The following is a 15,477-nucleotide window of genomic DNA, read 5'->3' as shown; positions in this document are numbered from 1 at the left end:
ACCTCTTGCTCAACGGCGAGCCGTTCCGGTGCTTTCCAGAAACGAACCTCAAGTCTATGCCCGCCGGCTCCGCGCGGTGCTGATCAGATCGATCCCGCTGCTCGAGGCGCGCGGCATCGTGATCGTCGTCCTGGCCGGTGTCGTGGGCGTGATGGCGGGCGTGCTGGTCACGGCGATGAGCCAGATGGTGCAGGGCATGCATGGGCTGCTGTTCGGGGTCCAGCCGGGCGGCCGGCTGTCGGCGATGTTTTCCTTATCCGACCCGGTTCAGGCGGCGATCCCGGCGATCGGCGGCATCCTGCTCGGTCTGTCGGTGGTCTGGCTGCGGAAGCGAAAGTTCCGCACCCCGGTCGATCCGATCGAGGCCAACGCGCTTTACGGTGGACGCATGTCGCTCACCGACACTTTCATCATCGCCGGGCAGACGATCATCTCGAGCGGCTTCGGGGCTTCGGTCGGACTGGAGGCCGGCTACACGCAAGTCGGCTCCGGCTTGGCGTCGCGGTTGGCGCGCGCCTTGAGGCTGCGTCGCAATGACGTGCGTATCCTGGTCGGCTGCGGCGCGGCAGGTGCTATCGCCGCCGCCTTCGATGCGCCGCTGACGGGGGCCTTCTACGGGTTCGAGCTGGTCATCGGCATCTATTCGGTCGCCAATGTCGCGCCGGTGATGACCGCCGCGATCTACGCTTCGCTGACCGCCGAGGTGTTTGGTGGCGTGCCCTTTCCGCTGGAGCTCGCCGGCCTGCCGGCACTCACCGCCAGCCAGTATTTGCCGTTCCTGCTGCTCGGGCTTCTGGGCGGCGCCGCTTCCATCGCCATCATGCATCTGGTCAGCCTGATCGAGCGCGGCTTTGCCAGGCTTTCCATCGACGCCTCGCTGCGACCCTTCATCGGCGGCATTCTCGTCGGACTGCTGGGGCTGGTCACGCCGCAGGTCCTGTCCAGCGGCCATGGCGCCCTGCATCGCGAGTTCGCGATGAATTACGGCATCGCCGTCGTCGCAAGCGTCTTCGTGCTGAAGCTGGCGGCTTCAGCGATCTCGCTGGGCTCGGGCTTTCGCGGCGGCCTGTTCTTCGCCTCGCTGTTCCTCGGTGCGCTGCTCGGCAAGATCTTCGCCGGGGTGATGGCATTCGTATCGCCGGCAACCGGCATCGATCCGGCGGTTGCCGCCGTCGTGGGCATGACCTCGCTTGCCGTCGGCGTCGTCGGTGGGCCGCTGACCATGACGTTCCTGGCGCTGGAATCGACGCGCGACCTGACGCTGACCGGCGTCGTGCTGGTGGCCTCGATCATGTCGGCGATCCTGGTGCGCGAAACTTTCGGCTACTCGTTCTCGACGTGGCGTTTCCATCTGCGCGGCGAGACGATCCGCAGCGCGCACGACGTCGGCTGGATGCGCAGCCTCACCGTCGGCTCGATGATGCGCAAGGATGTCCGCACCATCGACGCTTCGACGACGCTTGGCGCTTTCCGTAAGGAAATCCCGCTCGGCTCAGCGCAACGCGTCATCGCGGTGGACGAGGGCCGGCACTATGTCGGCGTGCTGATCGTGGCCGAACTGCACAGCGAACTGTCCAACGGCGAGACGCCGGTGCGGACGCTTGCCCAGTTCAAGGATGCGGTTCTGGTGCCGACCATGAACGTCCAGTCGGCGGCCGAAACCTTCCAGCGCGCCGGCGCCGAGGAACTGGCCGTGGTCGAGGATTTCGCCGACTGCGTCGTGCTTGGGCTTTTGACCGAAAGCCATCTGATGCGGCGCTATGCCGAAGAACTCGACAAGGCGCGGCGGGATCTGTCCGGCGAGGGCTAGCCAGAGATCATACCGGCCCCGATCAGTGTTCGATCGGCCCCTTCGGCATGACGAGCGCGGTGCCGGCGGTCGTCGGCCGCTCGATCATGCGGCGGACGCGGGGCGACTCGCTGCCGCTGTGCAGCGCCCGTATGCGCTCGCCGATGACGGCGTCGGCATGGGTGGCGCGCCTGTTGTGGCGGATGTATTCGAGCCAGGTCGGCGTGTGGTAGTGCTCGATCCAGATCGCCGGATTTTCGAGGTCGCGCGCCAATGTCCAGTTGCGGGCGCCGTCGCGGCGGCGGATGCGGCCGCGCTCGGCCATGGTGGCGAGGAACTCCGGCACGTCCTCGTCACGGATGATGTATTCGATCATGATGGCGATCGGGCCGCTGCGCGGCTTGAGGTCGAGCCCGAGAGGCGGCTCCTTGAAGCGGTTGAGCGGGTCGAGATTGAGCACCGCCTGCTGGGGCAAAGGCAGCAGCAGGCCGATGGTGCCGCCTGCCAGCATGGCGATGCTTGCCACGATGAGCGCGGTCTCGGCGCCATGCGCGTCGGCGACGACGCCCCAGATCCAACTGCCAAGTGCGATGCCGCCGAAGGTCGCCGTCTGGTAGACCGAGAGCACCCGGCCGACCACCCAGCGCGGTGTCGACATCTGCACCGTGACGTTGAAATGCGACAGCGCGATCACCCAGCAGGCGCCGCCGACGAGCAGTCCGAGCGCAGTCTGCCAGGCGTGGTCGCTGATGGCGGCGTTGAAAGCGCAGACGGCGAAGCCGGCAAAAGCCATGCGCACCATCGTCTCGCTCGACAGCAACTGCCGCAGCCGCACGCTGATCAGCGCCCCGCCGACCGCGCCGATGCCGAAGGCGCCGAGCATGATGCCGTAGGTCAAGGCGTCGCCCTTGACGACATCGCGCGCCACCAGCGGCAGCAAGGCGAGCACCGCGCCGGCGCTGAAACCGAAGGCAAAACCCCTGACCAGGACCTTGCCGATGTTGGGCGACATGGCGACATAGCGCAGGCCGGCGCCCATCGCCGCTCCCAGCGTCTCGCGCGGCAGCGTCGACACCGGCAGATCCGGCTTCCAGCGAAACAGCACGATGATCAGGCCGACATAGCTTATTGCGTTGGCGGCGAAGGCAGCGGCAGCACCCGCGGCGGCGACGATGATGCCGCCGATCGCCGGGCCGACGCTGCGCGTCAGATTGAAGCCCAGTGAGTTCAGCGCGACGGCTGCCGGCAGCTTGGCGCGCGGCACCATGTCGCCGACCGAGGCCTGCCATGACGGATTGTTCAACGCCGTACCGCTGTCGATCAGGAAGGTGAAGGCAAGCAGCGTCCACGGCGTGATCAGGCCGAGGTAAGTGAAGACGGTCAGGAGCACCGAGACGACCAGCATGAAGGTCTGTGCGACCAGCATGACCTTGCGACGGTCGAAGCTGTCGGCGATGGCGCCGGCAACCAGCGCAAACAGCATGATCGGCAAGGTGGTCGAGGCCTGGACGAGCGCGACCTGGTAGGACGAGGTGGCGATCGAGGTCATCATCCAGGCGGCGCCGACGCCCTGGATCAGGCCGCCGAAATTCGACACCAGGCTGGCCGACCATACAGCCCGGAAAATGCCGTGCCGGAAGGGCGCCAACGCCGAGACGCGGTCGCCGCCCGGCTCGTCATCGATCATCAATGCTGTCCCGCCTGATTACGTCCGTACCCCTCACCGTCATGCCACCTATGGAGGTGGAACACGGCAGCGCGGGAGGCGAACACCACTTCGAAAAAGACCATGGTCCAACAACAGGATAGCACGGCAAAAATACGTCGGGACGCAACTAATCCAAAGGTCTTGGCGCTCTGGACCAATTTAGAGCCTGGTCCCGCGGCGTTCGCGGCGGTGTACAGCGCGTCGGTGAGGGTGCCCGCTGCAGCCGGCCGAAGATTTCGGGCATGCTGAATGGTACCTGGCGAAGGCGCTGGAATTTCCGCGCGGGCCTAGAAGCCGCTTTCGATGCGCTCGAAGATAACGTTGGTGAAGGCCGATATCTGGCCGCCGATAAACGGACCGGTCAGCGCCACCACCAGCATGATGGCGACGATCTTGGGGACGAAGGTGAGGGTGATTTCCTGGATCTGCGTCAAGGCCTGGATCAGGGCGATGCCGATACCGACCGCCATTGCCACCAGCACGACGGGAGCGGATGCGGTCAGCACCGTCCACACCGCGTATTGTACGATATCGAGGGCGTCTGCCTCGTTCATGGCACCGGCCTCGGCTATAGTTCGCGACTAGCTCGCGGCCTTGACCGAGACGCCCGAGGTCACGGGAACTTCCGTGCCGTTCTCCAGCACAGCGATAAGGCCGCTGCTGGCGAGGCGCACCGACGCCACGGTGCCTGATGTGTTGCCGTCGGCGGACGTTATCGAGCGGCCGATCAGGGCATCGGCCTGCGACAAGGCCGAGGATTGCATGATCTGGTCGAGCTTGGTGTTGGTCTGCACCGATTGCTCGACCTGCGAGAAGGTGGCGAGCTGGGCGACATACTGCGTCGAATCCATCGGCTTGGTCGGATCCTGGTTCTTCATTTCGGCGATCAGCAGCTTCAGGAACGACTGGTAGTCGACCGCTGTCTTGGAGGTCGACGTGGTGGTCGAATTGGCGCCGGTCGGTATGGTGGTCGTCATGTCAACGGTCATTAGTATCGGGCTCCCACGGCCAGCGGGCGCGGCGCACCCGCAACATCGTCATTGCCGCCAAGCGCGCGGCGTTCGAGCGGATAAAGCGCACGGATCGCCTTCAGCGCCTCATAGATATGGTCCTCGCCGACCATGCGGTCGATCTGCTTTAGCGCGCTGCAGATCCGTTCGTCCTCGAAACTCGCCAGCAGCATGGGCAGCGAGCGGCGGAACATGTCGCGCGCCTCGGAGGCCGCCTGCGGGTTCATCAGCATGACCTGCAGGATGAAATAGAGCTGCTTGAGCGGTGTCGACGCCTCGTCGGCCTGGATGACATGGCTTTCGAGCAGGAACTGCACGTCGTTCATCAGCTCGATGGCGACCTTGCGGTCGACGCGGATGACGGCGCCGTTGATGTAGATCTTCTCGTTCGGCTTCAGCGATATCTTCAGCGTGTTGGTCATTGAATGCCGTCCCGGATGATCTGGGACACTTCGATCAGGCCTTCGAAATTGTTCGTGCGGCCCTGACGGATGTCCTCGGCCTCGCGCAGCAGCCACAGGCCGATGGAGATCAGGTTGGCGCGCAATTCCTTGGGCAAGGCATTGTCGCTGGAGCCGAGATCCTCGACGAAGGTGGTCCATACCCGGTTGGTGAAGTGCAGCGCCTCGGCTGCTTCCATCGAACCATGGCCGACGGCCGCCGCCGCCGCGAGCATGTCGATCGAGCGGGTGAGCAGCTGCCGCTCCCGGTCCTTCGCGTCGGCGACGGAGTCGGTCTGGATGTCGGCGTAGGAGAATTGGTACATCTTGGGAGCTCTGCCGTTCCGGTGGGTGGTTTCAGGTCAGGTAATTCAACAGGCTGAGTTGCTGCAGGCGCGCCGTCAGCGCGAAGGACGTCTCGATATGCTGCGTCAGGTCGGCGACGCGGGTCGCGGCCTCGGCGGGATCGACGCCTACGAGGTCGATGATATGCTTCTCGAACAGGTCGACCTGGGTTTTCATGCGATCGGTGGCGTCGGACACGCGCTTCTGGGCGAGGCCGGCCTCGGACCGCACCTGGACAAGTCCGCCGATGGCCTCGCCGACCAGCGTTTGGGCGCGGCTGGTGACCGCAGTCCTCGCTGCCTGGCTGATGGTGCTGCTGGAAAGCAGGCTGGTGACCATGGCCGATGCCATGGCGAGCTTGCGGATGCCTTCTTCGTTGGCGCTGACCGAGGTTTCGGTGGTTTCGTTGAGCGCGATGCGGCTGGTGATCTGCTCATCGGTAGCGTTCGACCAGGTGCCTTGCCAGCCCGAGCCGAGGAACTGCGGCTCGACGCTGGTGGTGATGAAATCATCCATCTGGGCAGCAGTGATGCTGGCTGCGGCCGGATCGCCCTGCGCGAAACCGAAATAGGCGACGAAGGAAGCGTCGAAGGCAGCCTTGGCGGGGGAGCCGGTGGCCGCGAAATCATCGATCGGCTTGACGTCAGTGTTGGTGCCGGCGAACAGATATTCGCCATTCACGCCGGTGTTGAGGATTCCCGTCATCTGCTGCAGCGCCGAGGCGCCGGCGGCCTGCGTGATGCTGGTCGAGGAATCGCCGGATACGGCGCTGGTCAGGGCCGAGAGGAAACTCTGCGCAACATCGGAGAGCTGGCCAAGCGAATCCTGGGTCGATGTGAGCCGGGCGGCGACCAGCGCATTGGAATCGATGATGCCGTTCAGCCGGTCGAGATCGCGCGAGAAGGTCACGGCCTGAGTCGTGCGTCCGCCAAGCGCCAGACCGACATCGGCGACCTGACCCGTCGACGACTCCTTGGTCGCCTTGACCAGTTCGGCCTGCATGCGCATTTGCTGATAGCGCATGGCATTGGACAATGCAGCTGAGGAGACGGATGTGGCTTTCATGGATTATCCCACGGCATCGAGCAGGGCTGACAGCATGTCGTCGACAGTCTTCATCATGCGCGCCGAGGCCTGATAGGTGTGTTCGAGATCGAGCAGCAACGACATTTCCTGGTCGACATTGACGCCGGTGTCGTTGGACAGCGCCTCGGCCGTGCGCGTGGCCAGCGCTTCCTTGGCGTCGGCGGTCGTCGAGGCCTGCTGGCGCACGCCTTCGAACCAGCCGATGGCGTTGGCGGCATAGTCGGAGACGCTGGATGTCGTCGTGATGCCGGCGGCGGCATCGAAGGCCATCGGCTGGTCGAGCCTGTCGCCATAGGCGATCAATAGGTCGGAATAGGATGAGCCGCTGGTGTTGAGGATATAGGCCGCGCCGTTGGCGCCGCCGTCGCGCAGCAGCGCCGGGTCGCCGCCGGCGCTCGGATCCATCGCCATGTTGACGCTGATCGAACCGGCAAGGCCATTGACCAGCGTGCCGGCCGCCGGCACGGCGGGCGCGCCGGACCAGGTGAACAGGCCGGCCGCATCGGATTGCGACGGCGCGGTTTCGGCGAAGGCGGAGATGAGACCGCGCGCGGTCTCGTCGAGCTGGCTCTGCATGGTTGCGGCGACGCTGTCGCGCAAGGTTATCAGGCCGGCGAGCTTGCCGACAGCGCTGGTGTTGTCGCCGGTGCCGGCGGAGACCGGGACGTTGTCGATATAGATGGTGTTGCCAGGGGTGCCGGCGGTGTAGCCGGCCGACGGCGTGAAGCTCACCGAGCGCGGCACGGTCTCGAACAGCGTCGTGCCGTCGGTGGTGGTGATGACCATGTCGTTGTCGCCGCGCGTAAAGGTCGAGACGGGGACATATTCGGCAATCTTCTTCAGCAGCGCGTCGCGCTGGTCGAGCGCGTCGGACACGTCGGTGCCCGAACGCGTTCCGGAGATGACGGCCTTGTTGGCATCCTGGAACTGGCTGAGCAGCGAGTTGAGGTCATCGACGGCGGTGGCGATCTGGCTGTCGGTCCGGGTGCGGAAATCCTGGATCGCCGTGGTGCCGTCGTTCAGCGAGCGCACGACATCCTTGGCCGCGTCGATGACGCTGGCGCCGAGATTCTGGTTGGACGGCGTCGTCGCGTAGAGCTGCAGCGCATTCTGCAGATTGGCGATCGCGGTCGAAGGCGAGTAGGCGTTGTCGACGCCGTTTACAGCGAGATCCAGCTGGTCCATGCCGCTGTAGAGCGCGCTCTGGCCACTCCATGCCGAGAGCGCGCTGAGGTTCTGGCGAAACAGCAGGTCGTTGGCCGCTCGCTGGACCTCCACGGAACGGGCGCCGGGCGCCGTGCTGGTGATGACCGCGGTGCGGCGGGCGTAGTCCGAATTGGAGGCATCGGCGACGTTGCGGGAAACGATGCTGGTCTGTTTCGACGTGGCCAGAAGCGACGACTGGGCGATGCTCAATGCGGAAGACAGCGACATGCGGCTCTTTCACGGGCGGACGCCCGTCGTTTATCTCTTCAGGTTGACAAGGACGTCCATCAGGTCGGAACCCGTCTGGAAGACTTTCGAATTGGCGGTATAGCTGCGCTGCGCCGCGATCATGTTGGTGAGTTCCTCGGCGATATCGACGTTGGAATTCTCGAGTGCGCCTGAGACGATCGAGCCGAGCTTGCCTTCACTGGCGAAGCCGATGCGCACGGCGCCGGAGTCTGAACTCTGCGAATAGACATTGCCCGGCAATGCGGTGAGGCGATCGGGACTGGTCACGTCAGCCAGCGGGATCTTGTAGAGCGGCTTGGTGGAGCCGTCCTCATACTGCGCGTAGATGACGCCGTCCTCGCCGATCTGGACACTCTCGATGGTGCTCGGGGCGTTGCCGTTGACCTCAGCTTCTGAAACCGTGTAGCCGGTGCCGAGCTGGGTCAGCTTGGACAGATCGATGCTCAGGGCCGCGCCGTTCGGCACGGTGAGCGAGATGCTGTCGACGGCGCCCGTGAGCTTGCCGGTGGTGGTGTCGAAGGTCAGGTTGGCCGAACCCAGTGCGCCACCCGTATAGGGGAAGGACGTGCCGGCGGTGGCCTGGGACTGGTCGAAGACCGAGACTTCCCAGGTGCCGGTTCCGGTGTTGGTGAAATAGACGTCGAGCAGCACCTTGTTGCCGAGATTGTCATAGGCGACCAGCGAGGACTTCGACGTGTATTCGGCGGTCGCACTGTTGGTCGAGGGCAGGCTGCCGGCAGCAACCGTCGTTGCGCCCGCCGGCAGATTGCCGGTAAAGGTGCCCTCGGTGCTGGGGGTCGCCGTCATTTCCTGGTCGGAAATCTGCACCGGCACAAGGCCCTCGAAGCCGTTGGCGGTGGCGGCCGGCACGCCATTGTCGTAGCTGTAGGCCATCAGCTGGTAGCCGGCAGCGTTGACCAGCTTGCCCTCGGCGTTCGGAACGAAGGCACCTGCGCGGGTGAGGTAAGGCGTTCCGCTCGGATCCTGGACGACAAAGAAGCCGTCGCCATTGACCGCCAGGTCCGACACCGAAGTGGTGTACTGGAGCACGCCCTGGGCGCTGATCGAGGAGCGGACCGTCGTGGTGACGCCGCCCGAATTATAGGCGCCGCCGGTGCTCGGCATAACCAGCGTCGAAAACTCCGTCGAGGACCGCTTGTAGCCGGTGGTGTCGGAATTGGCGATGTTGTCGGCGACGGTCGACAGGCGATTTGCCTGCGCGTTCATGCCGGAAACGCCGGTCCGCATCATTCCGTACAGGCTCATCGAAACGTCTCCTCAATGCCCCGAGAGTGGGGTCCATGACAGTGGTCGCGAGCCTATGCCCTGTGTCTTGCGCGAGGCTGGCGCGGGCCGAGCGGGCGCGGGCATCAAAACACCAGCCGATAGCCGAGGAAGCGCTTGGAATCGATCGGGTCGTGGCCGAGCTTTTCGCGCAGCTTCTTGCGCAGCTTGCTGATATGGCTTTCCACCACGTTCTCCTCGACCTCCTCGTCGAAGATGCCGTAAATGGCGTTGAAGACCTGGGTCTTGGTTACGCGCCGTCCGCGATTGCTGGCCAGATATTCGAGGATACGGCGCTCGCGGCGCGGCAAGGGCAGCGGCTGGCCGTCGATCTCGGGATCGCGGCCGTCCATGAAGATGCGCATCGAGCCGACCTCGGTATAGGGCGCGTCTTCCTGCGCGCGGCGGCGGATGGCGGTGATGCGGGCCAGGATCTCGCGGATGTGAACCGGCTTGCGGATGACATCGTCGACGCCGCTCTCGAACAACCGAAGCGTGTTTTCGAGCGAGTGCTGCTCGCTCAGCGCAATGACCGGAGCACCGGTGCGGTCGCGGATCTGGCGTGGAGAAATCGCGCCTTCCCGGCAGTCGCCGATGAGGAAGGCCCTGACCGAGCGCAAATCGGTGTCGGCCGCCGAGTTCACCCATTCCCCGAATTCGCCCGGAGCGAAGCCTGCACAGGCGACGCCTTCGCGATCGAAAAGTGAGTTATAGCCTTCAGTTACGAGCTCTCGCTCGTCAACGATCACGATCATCGGCCCGCCCTCCGAATCAGCTCATTTGCCCCGTGGAAAAAGGCGTATCCGGTGGCGGGAATCCTGAACAACCGTCATTTCTTGTAGCTATTTTCTTGGGAGTTTTTTTGGGACGCGTAAATAAGCGCGGTCGCATGGGTGCATCGGCGGTGTATCGGCAGCTGCGTCTTGCGGGGGCGCGGCTGCCTCCAGCAGGGCTGAGAAAGTCGGCGAGGCTGTCGCGCGATCTACAATCATGGATTGCAGAAATCGCGAGCGTTGGGCGTCCATTTCCCGAAGCCGGTGGCGACCATGTTGGCGATGACGCGGCAGACATAGAGCTTCTGCGCCGGATCGTTGTCGGGCCCGGCATGGTATCGGGCCACCGCCATCGACCAAGTCAGGTGACGGGCATGGAGACTGGCCAGGAACCGCGCCGCGTAGTCGACGTTCTGGCGCGGGTCGAGCATGTCGGCGACGCTGCGGAAATGCGAGGCGTGATAGTGGTGGTTGACCTGCATGCAGCCGAGATCGATCAGCGTCTTGCCTTCGCGGCGGGCAGTCTCGAACGTTGCCAGGGCCTCGGCCCGGCTCCTGGGGAAGACAGCTTTTCCTTCTATGTTCAAAGCGTTAGGCTGGAGGCTGCCCTTGTTGCCGGTCTCGGTCAGTCCGACGGCATAGAGGATGCCGGCGGGCACGCCGTAACGGTCGGCGGCGCGCAGGATCTCCGGCTCGCAAGGATTGCCGGCCGCGTTCGCGGCGCCGGCGGTGACGCTAGATAAACATGCCGTCGCCAGTGCGCTCGCGAGCAGGCGAAACAGCACGGCCGATTTCCTGTGCGTCATTGCGGTAGTTCCTTCCCGGCTGCTGACCACCGGAACCGGCATTGCCGCCGCTCGGGTCGCCGGACTGAAAGGCGGACTGTTCACGCCCCGTCGACATCGGCAGGGAACTGCTTGCATCGGCGCGGGCGGTGGTGGGGGCTGCTATCGAAGGTTGCAGGATCGCGACCTTGTCGACGTCGAAACCGAGCCCGCGCAACGACTTGACGATGGCCTCGCTGTCGGCCGCCAGACGGCGGTATGCCTCATGGGTTTCGGGCTTCAATTCGATCGAAAGCTGCTCGCCGGCAAGCCGTAGGCTGGCGGTGACCATGCCAAGCTCGGCCGGGTGAAGCTCGATCTTCAGAATATGTGTCGGAACGGCAACAGAGCTGGCCATCTGCGGGCTCGCGGAGGCCGTCGAAAAAGCCTGACGCAGGCCGCTGTCGGACGTGATGGCGTCAAACAGGACCGATGTCGTCTGGCTCATCGGGCTTTGCGCTGGCGCCGGGAAGCTCTGCTCGGCGACGACGTCGATGCGTGCGGCGGACGTAGCCTGTTTTCCCTGTTCGGAGGGCATCGCCGATCTGATGGCTTCAAGGCTCTTCGACCCAGGCGCGGGCCGTTTTGCCGGCGATGCCGGCACGTCTGTCGCGACCTTGTCCTTTGACGGGATCGTAGTGTCGTCATCTGGACGCGGCGGCCCCTTGAGGACGGAGCCAACGACGTCCGGCTGCCGGAGCTGTCCTGGAAGGCTCACGCCGTTGGCGATGCGTTCGGCCTTTGCGATGGAGCCGACATCGCGCGCATCGGAGCCGGAGCTTGAGCGGGATTTCTTCAAGGAGGAAAGCTGTTGCTGCGCGGGCAGTGGCTGGCTTTCAAGCGTCGGCTCGGCTGTCTCCCGGTTGGCCGTGGCCGCGCTTACTTCCGCCTTGGCCGCGGCCGAGAATTGCCGGATGTCATGCAAGGCCATCAGCAACGGCAGGCGGTCCTGAAGCGATGCCACATTCGCGCTTTGCGCGGCCGGTTCCGCGTTGTCACTGGCCTTGCCCGTATCGGTGTCGGCATCCGCCTTCGCGATCCTGCCGGCGGGCTGTTTCGGCGAAGCGGCCCTGGCTGACGGCTCGTGGTCGGGCTGCACCTTGCCAAGGTTCACCGACGCACCCTTGGCCCATCGTGCGCCGTGCGGCCCTGCGTCGTTCGGCTGGCTTTCCGGTCCGGCCGGCTTTTCGGTGCCGCGCACCATGTCGTCGAAGCTTGACGTCTCGCTGCTGCCGTTCGTCGCCGCCGCCTTGGATGGCGCGCGCGTGGAAACAAGTCCCGGAAGGGCCTGGCCGAGGCTGGTGGTCATTTCGGAGCGGCTCCAAGCATCTGATCGATCAGGTCGAGTTGATGGCGCGTGTTGATCATCGCCGCGTCGGTGGGATCGTGCGGATCGAGGCCGCCAGCCGATGCCGATGCCGGTTGCGGCACCGGGGCATCGGTGGACGCGGACGCGACAGCCGGTGCAGCGGCAGGCGCGGAGCCCTGCGCCGCCGCCGCCGGGGAAGCAGAAGCCGCTGACGATTTATCCGGCGACGCGGCGGCCGCGGCCGGCGCTTCCGACGGCTTTGCGGCAGGGGCGGATGCTTCCAGCGCCGGCTGCTCGGACATCACGCCTTCGACCGGCGGAAGGCCGGCCTCGTCGGATTTGTCCGTTGCGGCGATTTCGGTCTCGGGTTTCGGCGCGGCGGCAGGGCCGGGTTCTTGGGCGGGAAGAGGGGCGGGCGGCGCGACCACTTCGCCGGCAATGGCTTGCGCGGCATCGAGCAGGTCGCGGTCGCTTTGCGAAAGCCTGCTGCGGTCGATCTTGCCCAGCTTGGCGCGCACGTCGTCGATTGTGCCCGACGTCACGGTGGACAGGCTGGAGTAGAGCTGGGCGCGCGGATCGTTCTCGTTGTTGTTGCCGTTGCGGCCCTGCTCGGCCCTGGCCGCGGCAAAGGCGGAGAGATCCGTCAGTCCGTCGATCGCCGCGCGGCGAGCGATACGCAGATAGATCACCTTCTCGCGTTCGGGATCCATCATCGCGGTGATGTCGGCGAGCTTGTCCTGGCTGATCGCCATGTGCAGCGTGATCATGCCCGAAACGAAGGAGTCCGCGAACTGGCTGGCATAGGGCGAATAGAGATAGCTCGCGACATACTGGGTGGAAGCAAGCGCGAAGCGCGCCGCGTCGCCCTGCGCCGCAGTGATGCCGACGGAGCGGCGAAGTGCTGCTTCCTCAACCAACGTGCCGGGGCTGAGCAGGCGGGCGTCGTCGAGCAGAGCGAGTGCCTCGGCCGGCTCGTCGGTGGCGAGCAGCGAGCCCTTGACCAGCGCCACGAAAGCGCCGAGGTCGCTCGGCAGCGTCATCGGGTCGATCGGCTTCAGTGCCTCTATCGCCTTGGCGGGCCGGCCGTTCAGATAGTCGATGATACCCTTGGCGATGGCGTGGCTTTGCGGATCCGCTTCGGCGCGTGAAGTCACCGCCTCGACCGTGACCGGGTTGCCGCCGCTCATGCCGTAGACGAGCAAGGCGCGGAAATTCTTCGGCTCCTTGAAATCCTCGGCATCCGCTGCGCGCAGGCGCGTGTCGACCATTTCCAGAAGCTTGGCCTGCATCGGCAGCGCCGCATGGTCGCCGGCGGCAATACGGTCCTGCACGAGCTGCAGTGAGCGCACCAGCTGATAGGGTTGCAAGGCCCCCTCGGCGAAGCCGGTCGAGGGCGGCCCGGCGGTCAGCAGCAGCAGGCCGATGGCGCGGCCGATGATGGTCGCACCTCTCATCCGCCGCTCGTCATCAGGATCTCGATGCGGCGGTTCGCGGCCGCCATCGGATCGGCGCGATCTTTCGGCTGACGGTCGGCAAAGCCCGCGACCTCGGTGATGCGACGTTCGTCGACGCCGCCGCGCACCAGCATGTAATAGGCGGAATGGGCACGCGCCGTGGACAGCCGCCAATTGTCGTAGGTGTCGCTGCGGAACGGCCGCGCGTCGGTATGGCCGTTGATGCTGATCGTGCCCTTCTGGCCGTTGACGATGCGGCCGATCTTCTCCATCGCCAGCACCAGCTCGCGCCTCGGCATGGCCGAGCCGATCTCGAACATGCCGAAATCGAGCTGGTCGGTGATCGAGATCACGACACCCTTGTCGGTTGCCTCGACCGAGACACCGTCATGCAGCTTGTCGCCCGGCTTGAAGGCCTCGGCCAGTTGCTGCTTGACCTCGGCCGCGGCCTTGACGGTGGCGGCGCTCGGCGCCTTTTCGCCGGCATCGGTCCTTGCGGTCTCCTCGGCCTTGACGGTTTCGACCTTTGCCGCGGGCTCGGTCTTCGGCGCCGGCTCGGCCTTCGCCATGGTTTCGGGTTTTGCCGCTTCGGTCTTTGCCGCCGACGCCGATTTCGGCTCCGTCTTGTCCGGCGCGGATTTTGCCAATGGCTCGAGCGGTGCAGCCGTCACGGGCGGCGCCGGCGGCACGGCCTTGACCTTCGGCACCTGACTTTCGGCGACCTTGTCGCCGGCCTTCACCGGATCGCCTTCGATCCTGGTGCGTTCGGCACTTGCCTCGGCGCCGGGCGCGGCCACCTGCTGCGACCAGAAGTCCGGCGCGAACGGATCGCGGTAGGATACGCCGCCGGAGGCACCGGTCGCCGGGCCGGCATTCTGCACCCCGCCATCGCCCTTCTCGCTGACGTTCTGCATCACGCCGGTGTCGGCGGCGATCTCCGACAGGACCGCGTAGGGGTCGGCAAACATCTGTTCGTCGGAGTGGTCCGATGCCTGTGAGGATTCCTTGGCTTGCCTTTTGTCCGAAGATCCGGCGGCGCCCTGGCCGTCCTCGCCGGCCTTGCTGGCCCCGTCCTGCGGGTTGTCGGCCGTCAGCCCGACCTTGCTCGGACCATCGCCGACATCTTCAAGCCCTTTGCGGCTGGAGTTGCGGTCGATCAACTCGACCGGGTTGAAGTAGCTGGCGACGGCCGCCTTGGTCTGCTCGTTGGCGGCGTTGATCAGCCACATGACGAGGAAGAAGCACATCATGGCGGTCATGAAATCGGCAAACGCGATCTTCCAGACGCCGCCATGATGGCCATCGTCGTGGTCGTCATGATTGCGCTTGACGATGATGATCTCGTGCCTGGCTTCGCCGGCCTCGACAGCGCTCATGACAGGATCTCGGACAGGGAAGCCGACCATTCGGCGATGCGCGTCTCGAAGACCGTTTCATCGATGGCAATTGTCAGGTCGAAACCTGGGCTCTCGACAAAGTCGAGTTGCGCAGCGCGCGGGCCGAGAGAGGTCTTCAACGTTTCGAACAGCGAAAGCGGGCCGCGCACGGAGATGCGCACCGCCTCGGAATCGGCGACGGCCTCGCCGATGGTGCGGGCAAGAGCCTCGATCGAGCGCTTCTGCAGGTCGTCGGTGACGATGCCGCCGACGATGCGGCCGACCGTGGCGCCGACAAGCCCGGTCACGCGTGTCTCCATCGCCTCGATGTGTGCCGCGACGGCGGCGCCGAGATCGCCGCCGAAGCTGTCGAGAAAGGCCTTTGCTTCCTCGGCATTGGCTTGGCGCTCGGCGTCGAGCGCGGCCTGGTGGTCGACGGCAAGGCGCGCTTCCAATGCTGCTTCGGCCTCGGCGACGGCTTCGGCGATCAGCGTACCGATATCGGCCTGCGGCGCGGGCGCTTCCGGCTTGCGCGCGGCTTCGCTCGCGGGCTGGGGTTGGCTGCCGCGCTGGGCACGCGTCCCGAAATCCGGCAGAAGGTCGAAGAGGGCGGCAGAGGCCATG

15 protein-coding genes are annotated in these 15,477 nt (G+C 65.3%); 1 reads left to right on the top strand and 14 read right to left on the bottom strand.

The window, feature by feature from the left end; genetic code table 11:
• Positions 1 to 28 precede the first annotated feature (28 nt).
• Positions 29 to 1,810 carry a chloride channel protein gene (locus ACFX5Q_RS06295; protein WP_404276214.1) on the top strand — a complete coding sequence of 594 codons (1,782 nt, stop codon included), beginning with the start codon at positions 29 to 31 and terminating at the stop codon, positions 1,808 to 1,810.
• 22 nt (positions 1,811 to 1,832) lie between these two features.
• On the opposite strand, the gene ACFX5Q_RS06290 is transcribed toward ACFX5Q_RS06295, so the two are convergent.
• From ACFX5Q_RS06290 to ACFX5Q_RS06225, 14 genes are all read right to left on the bottom strand, one after another.
• Complete coding sequence (locus ACFX5Q_RS06290) at positions 1,833 to 3,476, bottom strand: MFS transporter (protein ID WP_404276212.1); 1,644 nt, start codon at positions 3,474 to 3,476, stop codon at positions 1,833 to 1,835.
• Between the two features lie 308 nt (positions 3,477 to 3,784).
• On the bottom strand, positions 3,785 to 4,051 hold the full coding sequence (gene fliQ / locus ACFX5Q_RS06285) for a flagellar biosynthesis protein FliQ (RefSeq protein WP_006204067.1): 267 nt from the start codon (positions 4,049 to 4,051) through the stop codon (positions 3,785 to 3,787).
• Positions 4,052 to 4,078: 27 nt separating this feature from the next.
• Entirely contained in the window at positions 4,079 to 4,486 is a 408-nt protein-coding gene (gene flgD, locus ACFX5Q_RS06280; protein WP_120014896.1) for a flagellar hook assembly protein FlgD, read from the bottom strand.
• Entirely contained in the window at positions 4,486 to 4,929 is a 444-nt protein-coding gene (gene flbT, locus ACFX5Q_RS06275) for a flagellar biosynthesis repressor FlbT (RefSeq protein WP_006204069.1), read from the bottom strand. The genes flgD and flbT overlap by 1 nt, the downstream gene beginning before the upstream one ends.
• The gene (gene flaF, locus ACFX5Q_RS06270; RefSeq protein ID WP_006204070.1) at positions 4,926 to 5,273 is read right to left on the bottom strand and encodes a flagellar biosynthesis regulator FlaF; all 348 of its coding nucleotides are present in this window, start codon (positions 5,271 to 5,273) and stop codon (positions 4,926 to 4,928) included. Before flaF ends, flbT begins: the two co-directional genes overlap by 4 nt.
• Positions 5,274 to 5,304: 31 nt before the next feature.
• A complete protein-coding gene (locus ACFX5Q_RS06265; RefSeq protein WP_404276210.1) occupies positions 5,305 to 6,357 on the bottom strand; it encodes a flagellar hook-associated family protein in 1,053 nt (350 codons plus the stop codon).
• Positions 6,358 to 6,360: 3 nt separating this feature from the next.
• A complete protein-coding gene (gene flgK / locus ACFX5Q_RS06260; protein WP_404276208.1) occupies positions 6,361 to 7,812 on the bottom strand; it encodes a flagellar hook-associated protein FlgK in 1,452 nt (483 codons plus the stop codon).
• A gap of 30 nt (positions 7,813 to 7,842) precedes the next feature.
• On the bottom strand, positions 7,843 to 9,099 hold the full coding sequence (locus ACFX5Q_RS06255; RefSeq protein ID WP_192177879.1) for a flagellar hook protein FlgE: 1,257 nt from the start codon (positions 9,097 to 9,099) through the stop codon (positions 7,843 to 7,845).
• A gap of 104 nt (positions 9,100 to 9,203) precedes the next feature.
• Positions 9,204 to 9,872: a response regulator transcription factor gene (locus tag ACFX5Q_RS06250; RefSeq protein ID WP_006204074.1), complete on the bottom strand. Its 669-nt coding sequence runs from the start codon at positions 9,870 to 9,872 to the stop codon at positions 9,204 to 9,206.
• A gap of 233 nt (positions 9,873 to 10,105) precedes the next feature.
• Positions 10,106 to 10,696 carry a transglycosylase SLT domain-containing protein gene (locus ACFX5Q_RS06245; protein WP_404276206.1) on the bottom strand — a complete coding sequence of 197 codons (591 nt, stop codon included), beginning with the start codon at positions 10,694 to 10,696 and terminating at the stop codon, positions 10,106 to 10,108.
• Complete coding sequence (locus tag ACFX5Q_RS06240) at positions 10,626 to 11,918, bottom strand: flagellar hook-length control protein FliK (RefSeq protein ID WP_404276205.1); 1,293 nt, start codon at positions 11,916 to 11,918, stop codon at positions 10,626 to 10,628. Before ACFX5Q_RS06240 ends, ACFX5Q_RS06245 begins: the two co-directional genes overlap by 71 nt.
• Before the next feature lie 101 nt (positions 11,919 to 12,019).
• Positions 12,020 to 13,477, bottom strand: a complete 1,458-nt coding sequence (locus ACFX5Q_RS06235; RefSeq protein ID WP_404276204.1) for a chemotaxis protein MotC — start codon at positions 13,475 to 13,477, stop codon at positions 12,020 to 12,022.
• Positions 13,474 to 14,853: a MotB family protein gene (locus ACFX5Q_RS06230; RefSeq protein ID WP_404276203.1), complete on the bottom strand. Its 1,380-nt coding sequence runs from the start codon at positions 14,851 to 14,853 to the stop codon at positions 13,474 to 13,476. The genes ACFX5Q_RS06235 and ACFX5Q_RS06230 overlap by 4 nt, the downstream gene beginning before the upstream one ends.
• Positions 14,850 to 15,476, bottom strand: coding sequence for a hypothetical protein (locus ACFX5Q_RS06225; protein WP_404276202.1), 627 nt, complete (start codon positions 15,474 to 15,476; stop codon positions 14,850 to 14,852). Before ACFX5Q_RS06225 ends, ACFX5Q_RS06230 begins: the two co-directional genes overlap by 4 nt.
• Position 15,477 lies beyond the last annotated feature (1 nt).

The sequence above is a fragment of the Mesorhizobium sp. IMUNJ 23033 genome (genome assembly GCF_044778005.1).
Classification (GTDB): domain Bacteria; phylum Pseudomonadota; class Alphaproteobacteria; order Rhizobiales; family Rhizobiaceae; genus Mesorhizobium; species Mesorhizobium amorphae_A.
This window is presented reverse-complemented; position numbering and strand designations above follow the sequence as displayed.

What these genes read in the sequence shown, in the direction of transcription:
- ACFX5Q_RS06230 (WP_404276203.1), bottom strand. Translation starts at nt 14,853, where the DNA reads ATGAGCGCTGTCGAGGCCGGCGAAGCCAGGCACGAGATCATCATCGTC.
- flgK (WP_404276208.1), bottom strand. Translation starts at nt 7,812, where the DNA reads ATGTCGCTGTCTTCCGCATTGAGCATCGCCCAGTCGTCGCTTCTGGCC.
- ACFX5Q_RS06290 (WP_404276212.1), bottom strand. Translation starts at nt 3,476, where the DNA reads ATGATCGATGACGAGCCGGGCGGCGACCGCGTCTCGGCGTTGGCGCCC.
- ACFX5Q_RS06255 (WP_192177879.1), bottom strand. Translation starts at nt 9,099, where the DNA reads ATGAGCCTGTACGGAATGATGCGGACCGGCGTTTCCGGCATGAACGCG.
- ACFX5Q_RS06225 (WP_404276202.1), bottom strand. Translation starts at nt 15,476, where the DNA reads ATGGCCTCTGCCGCCCTCTTCGACCTTCTGCCGGATTTCGGGACGCGT.
- ACFX5Q_RS06240 (WP_404276205.1), bottom strand. Translation starts at nt 11,918, where the DNA reads ATGGTGCGCGGCACCGAAAAGCCGGCCGGACCGGAAAGCCAGCCGAAC.
- flaF (WP_006204070.1), bottom strand. Translation starts at nt 5,273, where the DNA reads ATGTACCAATTCTCCTACGCCGACATCCAGACCGACTCCGTCGCCGAC.
- ACFX5Q_RS06235 (WP_404276204.1), bottom strand. Translation starts at nt 13,477, where the DNA reads ATGAGAGGTGCGACCATCATCGGCCGCGCCATCGGCCTGCTGCTGCTG.
- ACFX5Q_RS06245 (WP_404276206.1), bottom strand. Translation starts at nt 10,696, where the DNA reads ATGACGCACAGGAAATCGGCCGTGCTGTTTCGCCTGCTCGCGAGCGCA.
- flgD (WP_120014896.1), bottom strand. Translation starts at nt 4,486, where the DNA reads ATGACCGTTGACATGACGACCACCATACCGACCGGCGCCAATTCGACC.
- flbT (WP_006204069.1), bottom strand. Translation starts at nt 4,929, where the DNA reads ATGACCAACACGCTGAAGATATCGCTGAAGCCGAACGAGAAGATCTAC.
- ACFX5Q_RS06265 (WP_404276210.1), bottom strand. Translation starts at nt 6,357, where the DNA reads ATGAAAGCCACATCCGTCTCCTCAGCTGCATTGTCCAATGCCATGCGC.
- fliQ (WP_006204067.1), bottom strand. Translation starts at nt 4,051, where the DNA reads ATGAACGAGGCAGACGCCCTCGATATCGTACAATACGCGGTGTGGACG.
- ACFX5Q_RS06250 (WP_006204074.1), bottom strand. Translation starts at nt 9,872, where the DNA reads ATGATCGTGATCGTTGACGAGCGAGAGCTCGTAACTGAAGGCTATAAC.